We start from the raw sequence: 21,639 nt of genomic DNA, 5'->3' as shown, positions 1-21,639 counted from the left end.
CGGCTATTCTATATTTCATACGAGCAAATCCGGTTACGCCCTGCATGTTTAGCTTCGTATAATGCTTTATCCGCCTGCTCCAGCAGAGCCGCCCCGGATATATCTCCCCCGGTATCAGGAAAGGTTGTCACGCCGATCGATACGGTGACTTTAAGAATAGGCCTGTCCGCCAGAACAAACTCGTACTGATTTACGCCGCTAAGAATCTGATTCGCTATGCGCAGTGCTTGCTGAAAAGTACAATTCGGTAAAAGCACGGTGAATTCCTCTCCCCCACTGCGGGTGACTATGTCATTAGAGCGACATTTGTCAATCAAAATCTGTCCAAGCTGGCGCAGCACGGCATCTCCCGCAGCATGACCATAGGTATCGTTCACTTCCTTGAAGTGATCAATATCCAGCACCAGTACAGATAGGTGCTCGTGACGTTGACGAGCCCGGGGAAGCTGTTCTTCCAGTGAAGATTCAAGCTGCCTTCTGTTGCTTAAATTGGTGAGATGGTCTGTATAGGAGGTGTGCTCCAGACGAAGCAATAGCTCATTAGAGGTATTGATTGACTCAGCAATGAGATATAGAAGAAATCCACCTGCCATAGAAATCACAAAATGGAGCGGATAAACGTGCAGGACAGCATCTATATTATTATTCAAATTAATCATGAAAGGGCAAAAGATAACACCCAAAGCGAAAATATTCATAATGACCAGCTTAGGCAAACGGGACCAGGACAGATGTGACAGCAAAGCGCAGCCTATGCCCACGAGCATCATAAAAAAGGCGCCTACAATGGCCTGTGTGGTAACACCAAACAGCAATAATCTGCCTAAGCACACAAAAAGGGTAGCCATGAGCGCAGCTGGACCGCCAATGTAAGTCGCGGTAGCTATAATGGCCAGATGACGAAGATCGGCAATCGTATTAAAACCAACGTGGAACGAATAGTACATCAAGACAATGCCATAGCATCCAAAAAGAGCGCCCCCGATCCAATGTACCTTGCGCTTTAAGGTGTGTAGGCGGATTTTATATCTTTGTGATATGAGGCCGGTTATGTACAAAAAGGTAACGAGGATACAGATATTTACAAAAAAAGTACTGAACAAGATGCTAAACCCTCCCGAGAGGCATATTCCTTCATTTTATCAAAAAAAACTGACATTAGGCTTCAAAATGAAGAATTTATTAAATTTATTACGCCAGTGTGGGTTATAATGTTTCGCCCTTATATCTAGTACATAACTGGGAATGGATTGAGCATACTTCCAAAATACAAGCAGCTCAATTTATCCGACCCCATTGACTTGGAATAAATTAAGATTTATACTTATTCTAAATTAAATGTTATTGTGATTACTAGTTAAGAATAAATATAATCTGGATTAGTTAAGGGAGATGCGGTATGAGAACCTTAAATTTAACCTCGCAACGCCAAGCGGTGTACGATGTGGTTCGTGAGGCCCATGATCATCCTACTGCGGCTGATGTTATGAATCGGTTAATGGAGCGTGGATATAATCTAGCCTATGGTACGGTATATAATTCGCTGCGCTATTTAACAGATAAGGAATTAATCCGTGAGTTGAAGCTGGGGGAAGCTGCCAGTCGTTATGACGGACGGATGGACGATCATCAGCATATTATTTGTCAGGTATGCGGACGAGTAGATGAAGTGATGAGCGAGGTTCCAGACGATTGGACCGAGACGGTTGCGCATGAAACGGGATATGCCATTGCCCATGCCCATGTTGTATTCGGAGGAGTGTGTAAGGAATGCCAAAGCAAGCGAATCAAATAACGAATCGTTTCAAAGCAGCTGAGATGCCCAGACGGGTAAAGGGGAACTGGACAACGATGTTATCGACTCCCTCTGCTCCTGTGTTGCGGACGGTTCCTTCCAATGAGCCGTTGTACTGCCCAACCACACGTCGCCTCGTTCTGATCAGCTCGGTTCCGGGTGTAGTTCATGACTTGGTACGTACATTGTCAGACGCATGCTTTGATGTGATGGCGTTCCATCGCTGGGAGCCGGAAGTGCAGCGCCATTTGGGAAGTGATCTGTTGATTTACGATTTGACTGCTGCCGATACACGTAGTGAGTTGCTGGATTTCCGCAATCGTCTTGCGGCAGAGCATATGAAAGACACCCCTGTCATGTATGTGGTTCAGGATCGGTCGGCTGTACAAGCGCATGAACTGCTTCCTTCCGAAGAGGTTCTGGTATGGCCGCTGGCTTCCAATCACATGGTGCATGATATCGAACGGATGATTGTACGTCATCCGGCAGCTTCCCGTCAGGCAGGGCAGGCCAGCCGTCGCACGATGTTCAAGGATATTTGGATTGACCGTGATAAAATGCTAGTATACAAAGAAGAAAAACAATTGAGCTTGACCAAAACAGAATACGATTTGCTGTTGAAGCTGATTGATGCGCAAGGCAAAGTGATCTCCCGTGAGCAAATGATGCACGATATCTGGGAGACGGATTTTGTAGGTGGCAGCAACGTTGTAGACGTGCATGTCAAAAGTTTGCGTAAGAAGCTGGATGACCGACCTGCCAAACCTGAATATATTGCGACGGTAAGAGGCGTAGGCTACAGATTGGCAGATTGAACTGAAGGTCATCAAAGCTGACGAATTTCCGCCGGATGAAGACATTCGGCGGAGATATATGAATTCCTTGAGGAAACGGACACAAGGTGAGACAGTTGACTTTATCAGGGTACATACACTACAATCGGTAGTGTGAGGTGCTTCTTATGAAACGACTGAATTTTAAAGCTGGCGAAACCGGACTTAACCGTTTTTTCGGACCTCTGGAAGCCAAAATCATGGATATTTTATGGTCCACTTCGGATCGGAGTATCAAAGAAGTGCAGACCGCGTTGAAGGGGGACCGTGACTTTAACTTCAATACGGTGATGACCGTTATGAATCGTTTGGTGGAAAAGGGCATACTGAGTAAGAGTATTCACGGAAGAACGTCTTTATATCGCCCGGTTCTAAGCAGGGAAGAGTTCATGGATGAACAATCCAAGGAACTGAGTCACGAATTGGTGGATGAATTTGGTCCACTCGCTGTCAATCATATGATTGATGCTCTGGAGATGGCCGATCCCGTGCTGATCGAACGTCTGGAGCAAAAAATTAAACAATGGAAAAAGGATATGTAGACGATGTGGAAAACACGTTCTAAATTACTGTTTACAGCAGGCGCCTTGATTTCGGGTTTCGCCCTTATACAGATGGGTATGTACGCCGGGCAGCATGTTTTCGGCTGGAAATTGAATTTTAACGTGTTTCAAATTTGCAGAAGTCTGTTGCAAAATTACGGAATCGGCTACATGGTGGATGCGCTTAGCGGGCTCGTCTTTCTTACCTTCGGCATCGCCGGGTGCGAAGCGGTCCGACAGTGTATGGCCACGAGGGCGGCTTTCCGCAGACTGCACCGAATGCGTGACCTGCCGCTGACGGAGGCACTGGGTGAACGATATCGTGAACTCGGAGCTGACCGGATTTGGGTCATAGATTATGCCAAGCCTGCTGCCTTCACCATGGGATTATGGAAGCCGCGCATTGTATTATCCTCCGCATTGTTGTCCGTACTGGACAAACACGAGGAGGAGGCTGTCATATACCATGAAGCGCATCATATGAAACATTATGATCCATTGAAGACATGGCTGCTGCAAATGTGTGCCACCCTGCTGTTCTACTTGCCGGTGCTGCGTCATATTACCAACCAATATAAGATAGCCCGTGAAATTTTAGCCGACAATGAAGCAATTAATCGAGCCGGTTCGCCGGTTGGGATTGGAAGCGCGCTGCTCAAGCTTCTGAGTATGATGCCTGCCAAGACCCGCCTGGTAAACTCCGCCGCTTGTTCCTCTTTTGCAGAAACGTCTATTAACTACCGAATCTCACGTATTCTAGACCCGCAGCTGGAGCCGATCATTCCAATGCCCTGGCGTTCGATTATGTTTTCCAGCTATGTGCTAGTAATGCTGACGCTTATGTTTGCACTGGCGTTAATGTAGTATGGCAAGATATATCCTAATGGGTGGCGCTTTATGCGCTACCGATTATTGATATGTAATACACTACACATTGTAGTGTTGATTACCTAATCTGTATACAACCTAAAGGAGATGAGCATATGAATCAAACACTTACGAATATTGGATTACTGTTGGTACGAATCTTTACAGGGGTCATTTTCATTGTTCACGGTTCACAAAAATTTCAGGGACTGGACGGAACCTCCGGCTTCTTCCAAAGTATCGGACTTCCTGGCTGGTTGGCTCCTGTGGTCGCTACGGTTGAGCTGGTTGGCGGTATTGCACTAGTTCTGGGCATCGGAACACGAATTGCCGGAGCAGCATTGACCATCGTGATGATCGGTGTATTGCTGACGGCTAAAAAGGGACAGCCTTTCGGCTCGATTGAATTTGATCTGCTGGTTCTGTTCACCAGCCTTCAGCAAGCACTTGTTGGTGGACGTTTTCTGGCGGTGGATCAGTTGTTTGGTCGTAAAAAGTCTGGAAGCAGCAACGTGCAGGTCTAAAGTTCAGGTCTAAATTATCATATGAACCGCGCCCTTGGTCTCAGGGCGCGGTTTTTTATTTTGCCCATTTGTGAAATATTGCTGTAAATCATTTGCTGCATTTAACCGATATAACTTCCATGAGTGTAATTAAAACATAGCTTTTCAAGTAAAGGGGAAAAACACATGGGAAAAATGCGAAAGAGAACGACCATTTGGACACTCAGAAACAAGCTTGTTTTAGGTTTTCTGCTTATTTTGTTGGTTCCGAGCTTAAGTATATCTATCGCGACTTATAATTCATCGTTTAATGCTATAGAGAAGCAGCTCTACAGCAGTGCAAATCAGGGAGTAGTGACAGCTAGTTCGGTAATCGAATATTCACTTTCCAGTAAAATCAAAGATGTGGGTTATTTGGCTAAGGGACTCGATGGCTCCATGATTGATGGTCGAAATAGCCCGTTGATTCAGCCCAAACTGATTCAATACATAGGTCTGCACGAGGATGCGACCGATATTTTTGTCGGTACTCCAGAGGGTTTGATGATTCGGGGGGTGTCTAAAGAGGACGAAGGTACATATGATCCCCGCAAGCGGGACTGGTATATCGAAGCGATGAAGCAGCCTGGTAAAGTGGCAATTACCCCTGTCGTAATAAATTCATCCGGCATTCCTGTTGTCGTGGTATCTCAAACGCTCTCCGACCAGTCCGGAGTTATCGGGATTTCTCTGAATCTGGAAAGTGTACGTAAACTGGCTTCCATCAAAGTGGGGCAAGAGGGATATATCATTATTTTGGATCATACGAAAAAATTTGTGGTCCACCCTACGATTAAGCCGGGTACAACTCTTGATGCAAGCTTTATTAATGATATGTATGCTGCGCAGAGTGGGCAGTATACATATGTGTATGAAGGCCAAGAGAAGTACCTGAACTATGTTACGAATAAGGAAACCGGCTGGAAAATTGCAGGAACCTTCTATCAATCCGAAATTAGCGATGCCACCGCCGCCATGCGTTACGTAACTATTTTCGTGCTGGCAGCCTCGTTAGTGCTTGCACTTATTGCGATTTTCCTGATTACCCGTTCCGTTCTGGTGCCGATCCGTAAACTGCAAAAATCAGCAGAGCAGATCAGTGAGGGAGATTTGACAGGCGACTTGGAAACAGGAAAAACCGATGAGGTGGGTCAGTTGTCTTCCCACTTCCAATCGATGGTGGATAGCTTGCGCGCGATGATTCGAAGTGTACACGAAACCACTGATCGGGTAAGCTCTTCGGCAGAGGAATTGGCTTCGGGGGCCGATCAGACGACCCAAGCCATTGAGCATGTCACCATAGCTATTCAGGAAGTAGCAGTGGGCAGTGAGCGTCAGGCTCAGAGTGTCAAACATGGCTCTGTAAGCATGGAGGAGCTTGCTCAGCAGGTAACGAACGTATCCGAGCGTATGATGGGCGTATCTGAACAGGTAAAGAGTAACGCAGAGTCCGCACAAGCAGGCAGCAAGGCAGCTACGCGAGCTGTACAGAAGATGCATGATATCGACGAGACTGTTAACGATCTCGGACATGCGATGGATTCCCTGAGTGAACGCTCTGGCGAAATTGAGAATATTATCGGCGTCATATCCGGTATTGCCAAACAAACGAACCTGCTGGCGCTGAATGCATCCATTGAGGCGGCACGCGCTGGCGATCATGGCAAAGGCTTTGCTGTGGTTGCTACGGAGGTACGCAAGCTGGCTGAAGAATCTGCCAAATCAGCGACCTTGATTTCAGAGCGTATTGAGGCCATGCAATTGGATATGGAACATGCTTTGACGGCTATGCGCCAAGCACGAACACGGGTTACAGAAGGCATTGATTCAGTAAGCACGTCTGAGCAGTCTTTTGCGGAAATCAGTCAGGCTGTGGAACTAGCGACGGAGCATATCAATGATATTACCGGAGTGACACAGGAAATGGCCCGGGGTGCCGCAGGTGTCGTGAGTATTATGAGCGATATTTCCCATATTTCGAACGAGGCAGCGGGCAACACTGAGTCGATCTCAGCGGCAGCTGAACAGCAGCTTGCTTCTATCGAGGAAATTGCTTCTTCCTCAGCGGATCTGAGCCAAATGGCTGAGGAACTGCGTGAGCTGGTTGGACGCTTCCGGGTCGGAGAAAAATAATAAACGATAAAAGCGCACGGATACAGGAGTTTATTCTCCTTGTCCATGCGCTTTTATGCTTTTTGCCACAATGTATGGCTCATTATAGATTAGGTACTATCTTTGGAATAATTTGCGTCGATCCAAGCGGAAACGGATACGGCTTGAAGTGCTGGAGGTGCGTAGAGTATTTCTTTGAACCATATTGTTCAGCACTAGTGCAAAGATGACCAGCAATGTCCCGTACAGCTCGAATTGGCTGATGGCATAGCCTTGGAAGTACATGAGCACGAGCGTAGTAATCGGTACAAAGTTAATAAATAGAATTCCGTTCAGCGGAGACAGCTTGCGGATTCCGGCATTCCAGCTCAGCAAGGCTGCAAGTCCTGGAAGCAGAATCATAAAGCTCATTTCGTATTTGACTGACCATACATCCTGCCAGTCCGGCACTGCAATCCAATGGAAGGCAGAGGAAACGATCACGACGACGAAGGAAACAAGGGTTCCGAGCAGGCAGGTTAAGGTCGAATAGCGGAGAGTGGACCAGCCTGCAAAGTGGCTGCCTCCCATGGAATACACGACCCACCCGACGACCCCTGCAAAAATGAGCAGCAGCGGCAGCAAATGCTGCCCGGCAAGCGTGAAGAAGGTCCATTTTCCGTTCGTAATCACAAGTATTGCCCCAGCCAATGCGATCACCATACTGATCAGCGTATATTTCGGAGGCATTTTACGAGTCAGCGTCCATATCATCGCAATCGAGATCATCGGCATCAGGACTTCCATAATAGAAGCTACAATGGTGCCTGCTGCCCCCATCCAGTGTTGTCCCTGGAAAACGGCCATATTATAAATGGTAAATCCCATCGTACCGAAGAAAAGCAATTTCTTGCCCCCGCCCTCAAAGCGAAAGGCAGCCCGTCCCTCTTTGAGCCACAGCAGCACGATCAGAATGAGCGCAACGACAAAATAACGTAAAAACGAAAAATACAGCGGATTGACTTGTTGTAAGGCAATGTGCGAAACCGGAAACATGGCGCCCCAGGACATGCTGGCGATCAGACACAATAAAGATCCGGTCATGATTTGTTTATTCATGGTGAAAAAAAGCTCCTCCTTGCCGGCCTCAGCGGACATATCTTATGGACACATCATAAAGGATGGGAAGCTGACGGTAAAATGATTGAAAATAAACATTATGATCATTTAAAATGATCATAAGTGACAAGGCACGTTAATTTTGGCGGTCTTGCCCTTCACATTAAGGGGGAGCAGTAGTGGATTTGAACGATTTGAACATTTTCCAGACCGTAGCTGCTCATGGCAGTGTCAGCAAGGCGGCAGCCGAGCTTAGCTATGTTCAGTCCAATGTGACGGCCAGAATCAAGCTGCTGGAAAAGGAGCTGCAAACGCCTTTATTTTATAGACATAAGCGGGGCATGATCCTCAATGCGGAGGGAAAGCGTCTGCTGCAATATACGAAAAGCATTCTATCGCAATTTGAGGAGATGAAGCATGCGTTTCAGAGTACTTCGGCACCTTCGGGAGTGCTGGAGATTGGCATTGTAGAGACGGTGGTTGCATTACCTTCGATTTTACATGCTTACTACAGCCACTACCCGGATGTTGAGCTGTCGCTCAAGGCCGGGGTTACAGAGCATCTGGTGCAGGAGGTTGCAGAAATGAGGCTGGATGGAGCCTTTGTGACCGGACCTGTGAAGCATCCCCTCATCGAACAGTTTGATGTCTTTCAGGAAAAGCTGGTCCTCGTTTCCCAGGGAGATGACTTTTCCGTAGAGGATATTACAACCCGTCCGCTCCTTTTATATAAAAAAGGGTGCGGGTACCGGGAGCGGCTGGAAACCTGGCTCAAGATGGAGGGAATTATCCCCAAGCAGATTATGGAGTTTGGGACGTTTGAGACGATTGTCGGCAGCGTGGCGGCTGGTATCGGAATGACCGTGTTCCCCGAGTCTTCGATCAGCGGGCTGAGGGCCCAGGGACATGTGCATTGTCATGCGCTGCCGGAGCCGTACAATGAAGTGACAACGGTGTTTATCCGCCGCAAGGAAGCCTATGTTACCAGTACCTTGCAGTCCTTTATCGATGAAATTATCGCTCAGATTCAGGCGTAGCTTTATCGCTTGGGCTCGGGTACAATTGAGAAGGATTCGATCTCATTTTTTCTTCTTGAAGGAGGGCTATTATGTTCACAATATATCCGGCTGCATCGCGATTCAGCTTCGATAAGGGCTGGCTGCGGGGGAGTCACAGCTTTTCATTCGCGGAGTATCAGGATGAGAATAATACGGCGTTTGGCCCTATGCGCGTCTGTAATGACGATGTCATCGCACCTGGAAGAGGTTTTGGGGCGCATCCGCACAGTGACATGGAGATTGTCTCCATCGTACTCTATGGAGAGCTGCGTCATGAGGACAACCGTGGACATGAGGCGGTGACCCGTTTTGGAGGCATTCAGCGGATGTCGGCGGGCCGCGGCATCGTCCATACGGAGCACAACGCTTCGCAAACGGAGGATGTCTGTTTGCTGCAATTGTGGTTTAGCCCGCACACGAGAGGGCTGGAGCCATCATATGAGGCTACAGCGTTTAACCCTGAGCGATTGCACGGCCAGCTTTTGCCTGTCGTTGCCGGGAATCGTGTTCCAGGCACGGAGGGTGAAATCGCTGCCATCCATCAGGATTTGACGATTTATTTAAGCAAGCTTCAGGCTGGAGAGCGTCTGGAATTCACACAGGCTGAGGGAAGACGTGTGTTCTTGTTCATCATCGAAGGCTCACTTCGTGTGAACGGTCAACATATTCTGCAAGAGCGTGATTCGGCCCGGATTGAGCAGGAGCCGAAGCTGTTGCTAGAGGCACAGGAGCCTGTATTTTACATGCTGATAGATTTACCTTAAAAGGGAGGTGCGCGCCATGGCGCAGCAGGAAACTTGGCTGATCAAGCATGCCGTCACAGGTCGTAGCTTTGCTGACAGCCGCAAGCAGGTATTCGATTGCCGTCTGGAAACGACGGATGGCCTCTTTTGCTTCACACTTCAAGAGCTGCCGCGTGAGACGGCCGAGGCAATTGTACGTTATAGCGGAGAGCTGAACGTATTTCGTTTTGTAACGCCGGAGGATAAATCCATCGTGAAGCATTGGTATTACGTAACCCCGGAAAGCGTGAAATATAATGATCAGACAGGTGAGCTTACGCTCGAAGCTGATTCTAAGATTGAATATCATCCCGAGGAGTATTGGGGAGATTAACACTATTTTATATTGAGTTTTTGAAGTGGCTGTCCAAGTAAGGTGCGAATGTGAAGCTCACATAAAAACCCCGGGTCCTTCGCACCTCGAAATTTGTCGAAAAGGCTTGGAGATGGTGTTGGCGATAAAAGTCAACGCTTGATCCAGCCCTTTTCGGCATCGTTTATTACGAGAATGTGTGAGATTGATACCATTGGGGTATGAATCTCTCCATTTTCGGTGTCGCACTCTATATGAGTGCGTGGATTGAAATAGTTTCAATGTTTTACTCTGAGTAGCAGCTGCTGTAGTCGCACTCTATATGAGTGCGTGGATTGAAATCCAAATGACAAGAGCAATTGCCCCAGCCAGCAAAGGTCGCACTCTATACGAGTGCGTGGATTGAAATACCAATGTAATGAAATTGTAATAACTTATACAAAGTCGCACTCTATACGAGTGCGTGGATTGAAATTCGATCCCCATCGGAATCCCTTGACTGTTCGCAGGTCGCACTCTATACGAGTGCGTGGATTGAAATCTTTATGATGGAGTACGAGACAGCGGATGTCTGCAAAGTCGCACTCTATATGAGTGCGTGGATTGAAATCGGGACCCGGTCCCATGCAGAAGTCAAAAGGGCTTGGTCGCACTCTATATGAGTGCGTGGATTGAAATTCCGTCTCGCCGGATGAGTTTTTTGCATCAGCCAAGTCGCACTCTATACGAGTGCGTGGATTGAAATAGCACAGAATCTAATCCCCAACGAAACATGCGTTGATGGGTTGTCACAATGTATACAGCAACCCTCTTTGGCTACCTTCTTTTTCCTGTCTCCTGATCGTGGAACAAGATGTTCCCTCCCTAATAAATAAATTAAGCTACAAAGTGATTCAGGGAAAAAACAAAAACACAAGCACATGCGCTTGTGTTTTTGACTTGACTATCTTGTTATTCTTGAATTTTTCTTGCGATTTCCATCAATTTGTCAAGAGTGGAATTGAAAGAAGAAACAGTATAGAAGTGGTCTTTTGTAATCAGATGAACAACCTTTCTTTCTTGCCCGTCAACATAAACAGCAGTATGGTCGTTGATTTTAGTCGACTCAACCTTTTCCCCTTTATAGGAGTCTTTCAAACTATTAATAGTAACCTGTTCATCCATTTGGGACTCGGTTTGAATGACCATAATTTCAGTACCATCATTTCCACGATATGACTGTCTGATGATCAGTCCATTCTCGCCTTTTAAAGCTGTTGTGTTTAATGGTTTCAATCTTACGTCCCCAGCCGCTGCTGTTTTAAATGAGGCTTCCTGCGCTAGATTAGGAATATGGATATCTTCTGCTGGTACATCAGATATGTTTATGAGTCCTTCGATATCACCAGAGCTTTCAACTACTGTCTCTGCTGGTGTTTCAGTTGGCGCTTGTACTGTTGAAGCATCAATCGCTTCTGCTTTCGTCTCAACTGGAACCTGCGATGGAGCTTCCGATTCGGCAGCATATGAATTATATACAAATGCACCACTACCTATTACGAGTGCACCACCTAATGCTACGGCAACTAATTGTTTTTTCAAATTAAACCCCTCCTATTAATATACAGTACCTTCAGTGACGGTCCTATTATTGGATTTGTACAAAACAGAATATCTCATACCACTACCACTATCTCTTGTCCCATAAAACACGTAATAAGTCGAACTGTCAGGAGTAGATAAGTAGAAAGATCTTCCTGGAACTTCAACAGAGACATTATAGTTCATTCTATTCCAAGTCCCAGAACCAGCTATTCCATCTGCTGTTAGTCCTTTAGCTCTTTGAAAATTTTGGAGCCCCGATTTCACACCACTACCAAAACTTCCATCAATCGTTCCTACGGCTCCCTGTTGTCCATAGGCCCATAAATTTGCTTGCAGCGCTCTCACATATCCCCCACTGTCGCCTTGGCGCAAAGTAGGGAAACCACTAAAATCACTGGCGGCACTTGCTATGCTTGCAAGCCCGAGACTACCTACTAACGCCATAGATGCAACAGCTAGAGACATTACAGATTTCAGGTTTCTTTTCAACGCAATTCCCTCCATTTTGTAATTCTACGATTTTTAGCCCTGCTCATTTAGCTTCCTTGTTCTGATTAAATAGAGTGATCCCCTTCTTTCCAAGACAAGAGTGGACTTTATTAATCAGGATGGTTATGTAAGATTACTAGTATGTTCTTATGACTAATAAAGCATGTTCAAAAAACAGCTATTATAAATTAGTTAGCTATTTTTTACATTTGTTTGTCTTCTCTTACATTATAAGTTTATTATTGTAATTTTTCAATAAGACTATGGGCAATCCTACCAATATATTAGGGGTATGCTGTGGAATTGAACCGCGCCAGGGGTCCGACCAGGTTGTTAATGTTTCCGCCGGTTAACTGGTGCCTTGCTGCCTGTGCGTGCCGTATAGCCCGTTTTTCGATTTCTTTTTCGGTATATCCCATTTCGTTTAAAACCTCGTATTGTTGTTTCTCCGTCAAAGATTTTGCATTCTCAGTCGGCTCAATACGGCCATCAGAAAATTTTTTAACCGTTAGATTGTTGCCCAATTTTCAGTGGAGTATAGTTCATAACCTCAATTTCTGCCGCACTAGCCGCGCTAACTGAGCCTTGAAAAAATGCAAGGAGTCCAACTACCACAAGCAAGAGTAACCCTGTTTTCTTTTTTATTTTTACCTCGAGGTGGAATAATATTGTAAATTTATTACCAATATTATCATAGATATAGTATAATGAGTAATTATTGGAGGTTGTATTCTAATGTTAGCAACAAAAAATAAAATTTCAGCATTTATTTTAAAAATTGCATTTTTTTCTCTAATCATTGGTTGTATTTATTATTATTCAGGATCCCATTTAAGTGAAACTGCTAAATTAGTCGAAGTTAAAGATGATTACTTAGTCATCCAGAGCGATACCTCTAACGGAGGCAAGATTAAAAAATTATATATATCTTCAAAGTCCGTTATCCCTTCACTTGTGGTAGGAAAGGAATATTTTTTCGTGTCCGACCAAAGATATTTCCAACGTCCATATATCCGTTTTGTAGAAGACTAAAGTAGCAAAAAGTCGAAGAAAACTGATCTCGACTTTTGCTTTTATACAATTTGGATATCTATATATTTTCTGTTATAACGTTAAGATTCAATGCAGTCCTCAGTATGTTGATAGCTTTATACTTTAATCTACGAAATGTACTATCACTACCCCCCTCTCTTTGTAACTGATATAGTCAAACTCGCCCTCATCGTCCAGTTGCTATACATCAATCATAAAAAAGGCCAACCAGCAGATTCTGGCTAACCTGATAATACGAAATAGCATTCTATTAGGTATAAAGTAACAAATTGAATTAGTGAATTAAATTAAAATTTTAGATTTAATATGTTGGTATGGTGCAATTTATAAGGATTTTAGACTGGTTCTTTCTGACTATTTATATCCTTGTGCTTTTATTCCTCTTACTTCGACATGTGAATAATTATATAATAATAGACGTAAATACAATAAAAAGGAGAATTTGAAATGAGTGTAAATGCATTAACGAAAAAAATCATGTTAAGCTCTGCTACTGCTGCCCTGCTATTTTCTGTTGTGTCTCCATTTTCCGCTTCTGCTGCAAGTACATCTGTGACTTCTTCTACATATAACGAATCCGCCAATCAACCGGAAGGTGTTGTGCCACCAGTAATTAACGGTACTGATCCAAGTCTTAATGGAGATGTAACGACGCAAGGTAAAGTTTCCTGGACAATTAAAGGAATAAAGGCGGCCCTTAAATCACAGGCAAGCAAAATTGATAATGTTATAAAAACAACGATCGATTGGCTTCCCGTAAGTGATAGTGTCAAAAAGAATCTTATTAATGTTGTCAAAGTCGATGCGCTAATAAAGGCTTTAGATGTGGTCACAGATTTCAGTGGCAGTATTGAAGATGCGCTATCACAGGCTATGCAGTATTTAGGTGTAGCGGGATGGTTAGCTGATATTATCGCTAGAGCTATCGGAGCAATATTCCTTTAATAACTGTGATTAACAACGATGAATGACGGAGGAAGAATGGAAAAAAGAAAGTGGTATTTAAAGCCAATAGTCATAATTTTAATGATCATCATAGCCCCACCGATAGGCTATTTGAATGTATTCTTCAATAGGAAGAAATTTGAACCGTCTGAACGCTTAGGCTACTTAGCGATAGCTACAGTATTTGCCGCCCTATGGCTAACAAAATTTCTACCGAATTCATGGAGAATTCCCGCTATAATAGTTGTTGCACTTATTGGGATGTTCATATTCAGAAAGAAATAAATAGTCGAGTAATAAAGTAAAAAGCTCTGCTAACCTTAATTGGCCGGCAGAGCTTTTTTATTAGTGGCGCAAAAGTAACTTTTAAGCCCAAATTAAAAGAAGACTCCAAAACCACCTTGAAGTGGAACTGGAGTCTTCTTTTTGAGTTCATTGGATACATAATCCTTTGCAGGCTGGTACATCCTACAAGTCATATACCTGTTCGGCTTATTCGTAGAGGGGGATAACGATGAAGAAAGTACACTTTCCCAAGCTGCCGAGATTACCGTGGAGCCGGCGGACGATTCGGGCTGCGGATCGCAAGACACAAAATACTAATGCTCTTAAAGGATTGCCTGAACCACCCTGGCTGGAACAGCCGCTGCGGAGCAGTCTGGAAAACAATTTGACTGCTTTGCGTGATATTTTCAAGGATTGCTCTGATATCGTTTATCGAGAGCTGATGATTTCCCCTGAGCGCAAAGGGATGTTGGCTTATGTTGAAGGCACGGTGAAATCGGAGGATTTGCAGGATCATATCCTGCGGCCTTTCATTTTGGGCATGATGCTTAAGGACCCGGAAGTCAACGGTACATTGGACCCGCTGGATGAAACACGGATTTCTATGTCCCAGACCAAAACGATGGACCAATGGAAAATGGTATCGGCGGCAATACTGGACGGCAATGCGGCCTTGTTCGTAGACGGTACGCCTCGTGCGTATATCTTCAGTGCCAAGGGAGGCGTCCGCCGTGGCGTGGAGGAACCGCAGACCGAAGCGGTTATTCGCGGACCGCGTGAAGGCTTTACCGAGACCATCCGCGTTAATACGGCTTTGCTGCGTTTCAAGCTGAAAACCTCCAAGCTCAAGATGCAAAGTATGACCATCGGGAAAGAAACCCAAACGAGCATCGTCCTTACCTACATCGAGGGGATCATCGATCCGAAGCTGGTGGGTGATGTAAAAAAAAGGCTCAGCGATATCAAAATTGATGGTGTGCTGGATACAGGATACATTGAGGAACTGATTGAGGACCACCCGTTTTCCCCGTTTCCGCAAATGGAATACACAGAACGCCCCGATACGGTCACTGCGGAATTACTGGAAGGTCGCTTTGCCATTCTTGTAGACGGTACGCCCTTTGCCCTAATTGGTCCAACCACGATGTGGATGATGATGCAGGCGAGCGAAGACTATTACGAGCGTTTTTTCATCAGTAATATGATTCGCTGGATTCGCTTCCTTTTTCTCATCCTGGCTCTCTTTTTGCCTGCATTATATGTAGCGATCACGACCTACCATCATGATATGCTGCCGACGACACTCGTCTTGAGTATTGCGGCGGCACGTGAATCCATCCCTTTCCCTGCCCTGGTGGAAGCGTTGATGATGGAGATTTCCTTTGAGGCGTTACGGGAAGCAGGGATTCGCCTCCCCAAAACGGTAGGTCAGGCGGTCAGTATCCTTGGCGCGCTCGTGATCGGGCAGGCAGCTGTACAAGCAGGAATCGTATCGGCTCCCATCGTGATTGTTGTGTCTCTCACGGGGATTGCTTCGTTTACGATTCCGCGTTTTAACTTTGCCATTACGATCCGCCTGTTACGGTTTCCGATTATGCTGATGGCAGGTGTGTTTGGGCTGTTTGGAATCATTATCGCGACCACGCTGATTGCTACACATTTAACCAAGCTAACGTCGTTTGGCGTGCCTTACATGAGTGGATACAGTCCATATAACCATAACGACCAAAAGGATATTGTTGTGCGTGCACCTTGGTGGAAAATGATCAAACGTCCTTCATGGATTGGCAGTGACAATAATAAACGTGAAAAAGAAAAGATGAATGGATCACCTGGAACCGAGGAGGGATGGTAATGAAGCCCAAAGGCTCCAATGCAGGGAAAATACGCAAAACGGCTTTGCTGAGCTGTCTGCTGCTTTGTTCTGTTCTTTTGGGTGGATGCTGGGATCGTCGTGAAGTGAACGATGTGGCCTTTGTAATGGGTACCGGGCTGGATAAGGAAGGGGATCAATACCGTGTGACGATGCAAATTGCTCTTCCCGGACAGCTCGGATCTTCGGGAAGCACAGGAGGTGGAGGAGGTACAAGAGGGACCAAATCCTATTACCTGGAGTCCAAGGTAGGCCCGAGCTTTCGGGGAGCAAGCGCCGAGGAACAGCGGGGAGTTTCACGAACGTTGAATTTCTCCCATCGCCGGGTGCTGTTGTTTGGCGAGGCACTGGCACGGGAAGGAATCAGCAAAATGATGGACGTATTGGCGCGTATTCCGCAGAACCGTCTGTCTTCTCTGGTTGTCATAACGAAGGGAACATCCTTGGATGTGCTTCAGGCGGATGCCCCGATCGAGCTATATCCGGCAGAGATGGTGCGCGAGCTCAACTTTTCATATATGAAAAAACCTCGCTCCATCAAGCTGCTGATGAATTCAATCCTGATGGAAGGCATGGACCCGGCTGTGCCAGTGATGTCCCTGGTGAAGAATGGCCCTGCCACTATAAAAGACAAGAAGACGAATATCCAGGTGGATGGGTTGGCTGTATTTCGCAAAGACAGATTAACCGGAATGATTGATAACCATCTGAGCCGGTTTCTGCTATTGGGCATGGGGCAGGCCAAGGATACCGAAATATTCATCTCCCCCCCTAAAGGCTCTGGTTATCTGTCTGTGCGCCTTATCGAAAATACTGTGCAAATCAAGCCTTATATTCGAGGAAATGATATTCGAATGACCGTTCAATTGAACTGCAACGGGAATGTAAGGGAGAATGAGACAACCTTCGATATATCTCATGGAGAAAATGTGAAGTGGCTGGAGCAGCAGGCTGCCCAGGAGATCAAGAAGGAACTGGGTGAGGTTGTCCGGCTTATTCAACAAAAGTATCATTCAGACGTACTTGGATTGGGAAGGGCTATCATTATGAGTCGTCCGGATGAATGGAAACGGATTAAATCTCAATGGGAGCAACTGTACCCCAAGGTGGAGGTCGTCATAGACCCGATTGTGCATATAGAGAATATCGGTGCGGTCACCAAACCATTCGGGATCAAAAAGGAGCAAATCGAAAATGAATAAAGTATTTCTGTTCCCCTTAGTGCTGGTTATGCTGCTCATGTATCTGATTGACCGCAAAAGTTTGAATTCCGCACCTGCCGTCAATCGCTGGATCTCTCGCGTATTGTATGTCATTAGCATCGGCATCTGGCTTTACGGAACCTCGACGAAAAGTTCCGTTTATGTGGCCACATGGCTGAGCCGTTTCATTGATATGTGGCTCCCTCCTACGTTGTAACGAATCAGAATGCCTGTGGAAAAAGGAGGATCTCCTGTATGAAACAGTTCACAACCAGACAAATCGTGCTGCTTAGTATGTTGATGGAGGTCAGTATTACCGGTATGCATGCTCCGACGCAGGCGGCAGATTACGCGCATCAGCATGCCTATTGGACCTGCGCAATGGCCGCCATCGTAATATGCTTGCCGATCTGGGCAATGCTGAGGCTTAAGCGGCGTTTTCCGGATCAGGATCTGCTGCAGGCCATCGTTAGCTCTCACCCTGTGCTGGGGCGCATGCTGCTTGCGATGTATTTTATTTTATTTCTGATCCTTTTCGCCAGGGATTTGAGGATTATGACGGATCTGGTGGAGGTGACCCTTTTGCCGCTGACTCCGATTGTTGTGATATCCCTTATTTTGCTGCTGACCTTAACGTTCATGGCTAAGGGCGGTATAAGCACGATTGTGAATATGGCGGAATTTACCGTACCTGCGTTGATTATGACACTATTGACTATGCCGCTTTTTTTCGGACATAATATAGATTTTTCAGCAATGAGGCCGTATTTACACCCGGATATAGGCGGATTAGTCAAAGGCAGCTGGCGGATGCTTGGTTATATGGCAGACCTCATGATATTGCCCTTTATTATTTCTGGACGGAGCTACAATGCCCGCAACGCGTGGCTTGGACATTTAATCGGAACCGTTTTTATGATTATAATCGTGCTGCTGGAGGAGCTGGTTATTGGTGTTCCTATCATGTCGCGGCTGTTTTATCCAACGTATGAACTGGCGCGTCAGTTGCAGTTAACCGACTTTCTGGATCGGTTCGACTTGTTTGTGGGTGCACTGACCGTACCGACCTTGCTTACGAAAATCGGGGTTGATCTGTACGTTACCAGTTTGGCGGTAAAGCGCATGTTCGCCCATACACGGGGGGGCCTGATGGTTTGGCCCGTAGGTTTGTTGGGTTATGTCTGTTCCTTTATGCTGTTCTCTAATATCGTCCAAATTTATGATTTCAGCCGGGAATGGACCGTGGTGATGATTGTTTTCTTTGTTGTCATGCCCTTTGTGCTATGGCTGCTGCTCCGACCCAAGCCTAAAGAAGATAGCGGTGATTATAAGCCATCTGGAGAGAAGCAGGAAAGCACAGGCCGGCAGGAAGACCAGCAAGAAAGCCGGGAGGCAAGCAGGACAAGCTAGCTTATAAGTTTACTATATTCATTGGAAAAGTAATTTTTATTTGTCTTTCAGCCCTCTAATTGTATACTTGGTAGAAAGGATTATGACTTCGACTTCTACAAGGGAGGGAACAGGATGGCACAACGCATGGCAGGCAAGAGAGTTGCCCTTGCCGGTCCCCGTAAAGCAGATGAAATGGCATTGCTGGTGGCAAAAATGGGGGGAGAGCCAGTACTGCGTCCGGCCCAGGGCACGGTTTTTCTGGATGATATTGAGCTGCGCAACGCGGTGGTATCGTGGGTGAAGCAGCCGCCGGACTGGAACATTTTTACGACAGGTATGGGGCTGGACGCGTTGTTTGATATGGCGGAGGATATGGGCGTGGCGGAGCAGATTATGGAACTGCTGCATTCCTCGAAAATTGCGGCGCGCGGCTACAAGACGGTCAATGAACTCAAAAAGCGGGGCTTCACGCCGGATGTACGAGACGAGGATGGAAGCTTGACCGGGTTGACGCGGGCTTTTGCCCCGTATGATCTGAAGGGGAAGGAAGTGCTGCTGCAGCTGCACGGTGATCCGGCCCCGCGGCTGGTGAAATGGCTGGACGAGCAGGGGGCTGTAACTCGGCAGGTGCTTCCTTACAAGCATATTCCACCCGAGGAAGCGAATTTGCAAGCATTGCTGGCAGATGTCTTGAATCGCAAAGTTGATGCAGTTACGTTTACCAGTGGCCCGCAAATCCGCTTTTTGTGTCAATATGCCAGAGAACAGAACCGTATGGACGATTTGCTGGAGGCTTTCCGCCAGGATGTTATTGCCGTGTCGGTAGGCAAAGTGACCGCGCAGTCCATGCTGGAGGAAGGAATTGAACGAATCGTCTTTCCGGTAGAAGAGCGTATGGGCGCGATGATGGTCGAGCTGGGGAAATATTTTGAGCATAGCGCTTCGGCGCATGGCTTCGGTTTGGAAGTTGTGAATGGTCACTGATATGTGATCAAGCGTAAAAAAAAGATAAGGGTCTACGAGGCCTTTATCTTTTTTTGTTGAACATGCAGCGTCAGTATTTTTTGTTATAGCGAAAATATTTATCTCATATAATGAATACGTTTTCGATGCATGCTACTAGGACAGGAGCTGAGCGTTTATGAATTCTATTTGTGTATTTGCCGGGTCCAGGCCTGGACATTCATCGGTATATCTTGAGGCGGCAGGCAAGCTGGGAGAGGCTATGGCCCGACATCAGGTCCGCCTGGTCTACGGAGGCTCCAGCAGGGGACTGATGGGCGAGGTGGCAAATGGAATGCTGGCGGGCGGTGGCCAGGTCACCGGCATTATGCCAACTCTGTTATTTGATGCGGAAATTATTCATCGAGGGGTTACCGAATTTATTGAGGTTGCCAATATGCATGAACGCAAAGCGGCAATGAGCGACATGGCCGATGCGTTTATTGCCCTTCCGGGCGGTCTGGGGACCTTTGAGGAACTGTTCGAGGTGCTGTGCTGGGCGCAAATCGGCATTCATCGCAAGCCTATTGGTCTGCTGAATGTGAGCGGATATTTTGACCCGTTGGTGGAAATGGTGCGTCATAGTGTGCAGGAGGGTTTTACCGGGGCCGAGCATCCATCACTGCTGAGCATCTCTGCGGACCCGGATGAATTGCTGCATATGCTAAAAAATAAGGCGGAGAACTTGAAATAAAGCGTTTTTCGTGCTTGCACAACTGATTGAGGCAAGGTTATGATAAGACCCATAATCAAATAGCGGATAGACAAGGTGCCTTTGCGACTAAGCAAAGGGTAACAGGGAATCGGGTGCAAATCCCGAGCGGTCCCGCCACTGTAAGGAAGAGGATTTTTTCAAGTTGTCACTCGCGAAAAACGGGGAAGACGAAAAGATCTATTGATGCCAAGCCAGGAGACCTACCTTGATCTGTATGCACCGATAACCTTCGCGGAGAGGATGGGTGTACGAAATCAGGAACCAGGCACAGGTTGCTTTTCCATGTTAGTTGCAGCTTTACGTGGACATGAATGTTCAGAAGCGTTTGAAGCGTAAGCGGACGGATGGAAAACAACAGCAGGATGGAGGGAGACAAAAAATGTCTGCTTGCATCTGTTTGTCTGGTGAGAAGATGCGTACATGGGAACCCCATCCGGGCAGGATGGGGTTTTTTGAGTTGCTTAGATGCCTTGAAAAAATAAACAGGAGGAACACGATGAGCCCATTAGGAAAATTGCTGGTGATCGGATTTGGACCGGGAGATATGGAACATATCACAAAACGGGCATTGGATGCGCTGGCCGAGAGTGAGGTCATTATCGGCTATAACACTTACGTGGATCTGATCCGTCCGTTGTTGAACGGACAAGAGATTGTACGCACAGGGATGACAGAGGAAGTGAGCCGCGCGCAGGAGGCGGTTCGACAGGCAGAGATGGGCAAAAAGGTAGCCGTGATTTCCAGTGGAGACGCAGGTGTGTATGGTATGGCCGGGCTGGTGTATGAAGTGCTGATGCAAAAGGGCTGGCGTCGTGAGGACGGGGTTGAGGTAGAAGTCGTACCGGGAATCTCGGCCATTCAATCCTGCGCTTCATTGCTGGGTGCGCCAGTTATGCATGATGCCTGCACGATCAGCCTGAGTGATCATCTAACCCCGTGGGAAACGATTGTGAAGCGTGTGGAAGCCGCAGCTTCGGCGGATTTTGTCATCGCATTATACAATCCGCGCAGTGGTCGGCGTACACGCCAAATTGTTGAAACGCAGTCCATTCTGCTGCGCTATCGTGATCCGCAGACTCCGGTTGGACTGGTTAAGAGTGCTTACCGTGAACGTCAGCAGGTGATTGTGACGACACTGGAGGATATGCTGAACCATG

23 protein-coding genes, 1 CRISPR repeat array and 1 riboswitch are annotated in these 21,639 nt (G+C 46.6%); of the genes, 19 read left to right on the top strand and 4 right to left on the bottom strand.

Translation table 11 applies throughout. The features are described from left to right. Window positions 1-8 precede the first annotated feature (8 nt). Entirely contained in the window at window positions 9-1,103 is a 1,095-nt protein-coding gene (locus WG8_RS23955; RefSeq protein WP_043891374.1) for a GGDEF domain-containing protein, read from the bottom strand. Between the two features lie 296 nt (window positions 1,104-1,399). On the opposite strand from WG8_RS23955, the gene WG8_RS23950 reads away from it, so the two are divergent. The 6 genes from WG8_RS23950 to WG8_RS23925 all read left to right on the top strand — a co-directional run bounded on the left by WG8_RS23950 (window position 1,400) and on the right by WG8_RS23925 (window position 6,712). Next, the gene (locus WG8_RS23950) at window positions 1,400-1,795 is read left to right on the top strand and encodes a Fur family transcriptional regulator (RefSeq protein ID WP_007432866.1); all 396 of its coding nucleotides are present in this window, start codon (window positions 1,400-1,402) and stop codon (window positions 1,793-1,795) included. Further along, on the top strand, window positions 1,771-2,610 hold the full coding sequence (locus WG8_RS23945; RefSeq protein WP_007432865.1) for a response regulator transcription factor: 840 nt from the start codon (window positions 1,771-1,773) through the stop codon (window positions 2,608-2,610). Before WG8_RS23950 ends, WG8_RS23945 begins: the two co-directional genes overlap by 25 nt. 146 nt (window positions 2,611-2,756) lie before the next feature. Further along, window positions 2,757-3,170: a BlaI/MecI/CopY family transcriptional regulator gene (locus WG8_RS23940; protein WP_007432864.1), complete on the top strand. Its 414-nt coding sequence runs from the start codon at window positions 2,757-2,759 to the stop codon at window positions 3,168-3,170. A 3-nt stretch (window positions 3,171-3,173) separates the two neighbouring features. Then, entirely contained in the window at window positions 3,174-4,034 is an 861-nt protein-coding gene (locus WG8_RS23935) for a M56 family metallopeptidase (RefSeq protein ID WP_007432863.1), read from the top strand. A 119-nt stretch (window positions 4,035-4,153) separates the two neighbouring features. Then, on the top strand, window positions 4,154-4,561 hold the full coding sequence (locus tag WG8_RS23930; RefSeq protein ID WP_007432862.1) for a DoxX family protein: 408 nt from the start codon (window positions 4,154-4,156) through the stop codon (window positions 4,559-4,561). Between the two features lie 165 nt (window positions 4,562-4,726). Beyond that, entirely contained in the window at window positions 4,727-6,712 is a 1,986-nt protein-coding gene (locus tag WG8_RS23925; protein WP_007432861.1) for a methyl-accepting chemotaxis protein, read from the top strand. 96 nt (window positions 6,713-6,808) lie between these two features. Here WG8_RS23925 and WG8_RS23920 read toward each other — a convergent pair whose 3' ends face one another. Further along, window positions 6,809-7,789, bottom strand: a complete 981-nt coding sequence (locus WG8_RS23920; RefSeq protein WP_007432860.1) for a DMT family transporter — start codon at window positions 7,787-7,789, stop codon at window positions 6,809-6,811. Window positions 7,790-7,968: 179 nt separating this feature from the next. On the opposite strand from WG8_RS23920, the gene WG8_RS23915 reads away from it, so the two are divergent. From WG8_RS23915 to WG8_RS23905, 3 genes are all read left to right on the top strand, one after another. Then, a complete protein-coding gene (locus WG8_RS23915) occupies window positions 7,969-8,826 on the top strand; it encodes a LysR family transcriptional regulator (RefSeq protein ID WP_007432859.1) in 858 nt (285 codons plus the stop codon). Window positions 8,827-8,897: 71 nt separating this feature from the next. Next, window positions 8,898-9,611, top strand: a complete 714-nt coding sequence (locus tag WG8_RS23910; protein ID WP_007432858.1) for a pirin family protein — start codon at window positions 8,898-8,900, stop codon at window positions 9,609-9,611. Between the two features lie 16 nt (window positions 9,612-9,627). Continuing rightward, entirely contained in the window at window positions 9,628-9,963 is a 336-nt protein-coding gene (locus WG8_RS23905; RefSeq protein ID WP_007432857.1) for a hypothetical protein, read from the top strand. A 221-nt stretch (window positions 9,964-10,184) separates the two neighbouring features. Beyond that, a CRISPR array of direct repeats spans window positions 10,185-10,687; the repeat unit is 32 nt; unit sequence GTCGCACTCTATACGAGTGCGTGGATTGAAAT. Window positions 10,688-10,893: 206 nt separating this feature from the next. On the opposite strand, the gene WG8_RS23900 is transcribed toward WG8_RS23905, so the two are convergent. Beyond that, a complete protein-coding gene (locus WG8_RS23900) occupies window positions 10,894-11,523 on the bottom strand; it encodes a DUF4367 domain-containing protein (RefSeq protein ID WP_007432856.1) in 630 nt (209 codons plus the stop codon). 15 nt (window positions 11,524-11,538) lie between these two features. Further along, entirely contained in the window at window positions 11,539-12,015 is a 477-nt protein-coding gene (locus tag WG8_RS26080; RefSeq protein WP_052310880.1) for a peptidoglycan-binding domain-containing protein, read from the bottom strand. A gap of 735 nt (window positions 12,016-12,750) precedes the next feature. Here WG8_RS26080 and WG8_RS23890 point away from each other — a divergent pair. The 10 genes from WG8_RS23890 to cobJ all read left to right on the top strand — a co-directional run. Next, window positions 12,751-13,047: a hypothetical protein gene (locus WG8_RS23890; protein ID WP_043891373.1), complete on the top strand. Its 297-nt coding sequence runs from the start codon at window positions 12,751-12,753 to the stop codon at window positions 13,045-13,047. 468 nt (window positions 13,048-13,515) lie between these two features. Next, the gene (locus WG8_RS23885; RefSeq protein WP_007432854.1) at window positions 13,516-14,013 is read left to right on the top strand and encodes a hypothetical protein; all 498 of its coding nucleotides are present in this window, start codon (window positions 13,516-13,518) and stop codon (window positions 14,011-14,013) included. A 36-nt stretch (window positions 14,014-14,049) separates the two neighbouring features. Next, window positions 14,050-14,298, top strand: a complete 249-nt coding sequence (locus WG8_RS23880; RefSeq protein ID WP_043891372.1) for a hypothetical protein — start codon at window positions 14,050-14,052, stop codon at window positions 14,296-14,298. A gap of 229 nt (window positions 14,299-14,527) precedes the next feature. Then, complete coding sequence (locus WG8_RS23875; protein ID WP_007432853.1) at window positions 14,528-16,153, top strand: spore germination protein; 1,626 nt, start codon at window positions 14,528-14,530, stop codon at window positions 16,151-16,153. Then, on the top strand, window positions 16,153-17,373 hold the full coding sequence (locus WG8_RS23870) for a Ger(x)C family spore germination protein (RefSeq protein ID WP_007432852.1): 1,221 nt from the start codon (window positions 16,153-16,155) through the stop codon (window positions 17,371-17,373). The genes WG8_RS23875 and WG8_RS23870 overlap by 1 nt, the downstream gene beginning before the upstream one ends. Beyond that, complete coding sequence (locus WG8_RS23865) at window positions 17,366-17,590, top strand: hypothetical protein (protein WP_007432851.1); 225 nt, start codon at window positions 17,366-17,368, stop codon at window positions 17,588-17,590. The genes WG8_RS23870 and WG8_RS23865 overlap by 8 nt, the downstream gene beginning before the upstream one ends. A 38-nt stretch (window positions 17,591-17,628) precedes the next feature. After that, window positions 17,629-18,783 carry a GerAB/ArcD/ProY family transporter gene (locus WG8_RS23860; protein ID WP_007432850.1) on the top strand — a complete coding sequence of 385 codons (1,155 nt, stop codon included), beginning with the start codon at window positions 17,629-17,631 and terminating at the stop codon, window positions 18,781-18,783. 114 nt (window positions 18,784-18,897) lie between these two features. Beyond that, window positions 18,898-19,749, top strand: coding sequence for a uroporphyrinogen-III synthase (locus WG8_RS23855; protein ID WP_007432849.1), 852 nt, complete (start codon window positions 18,898-18,900; stop codon window positions 19,747-19,749). Window positions 19,750-19,906: 157 nt separating this feature from the next. Beyond that, window positions 19,907-20,461 (top strand): TIGR00730 family Rossman fold protein, encoded by a 555-nt coding sequence (locus tag WG8_RS23850; protein WP_007432848.1) that lies wholly within the window; start codon window positions 19,907-19,909, stop codon window positions 20,459-20,461. A 57-nt stretch (window positions 20,462-20,518) separates the two neighbouring features. Further along, window positions 20,519-20,704, top strand: a riboswitch (cobalamin riboswitch). A 274-nt stretch (window positions 20,705-20,978) separates the two neighbouring features. Then, the coding region (cobJ, locus tag WG8_RS23845; RefSeq protein WP_007432847.1) for a precorrin-3B C(17)-methyltransferase at window positions 20,979-21,639 on the top strand (661 nt) is incomplete at its 3' end.

It is taken from the genome of Paenibacillus sp. Aloe-11 (assembly GCF_000245715.1).
Taxonomy (GTDB): domain Bacteria; phylum Bacillota; class Bacilli; order Paenibacillales; family Paenibacillaceae; genus Paenibacillus; species Paenibacillus kribbensis.
The sequence above is the reverse complement of the archived record's forward strand: the minus strand, read 5'-3'. Positions and strand labels throughout refer to the sequence as shown.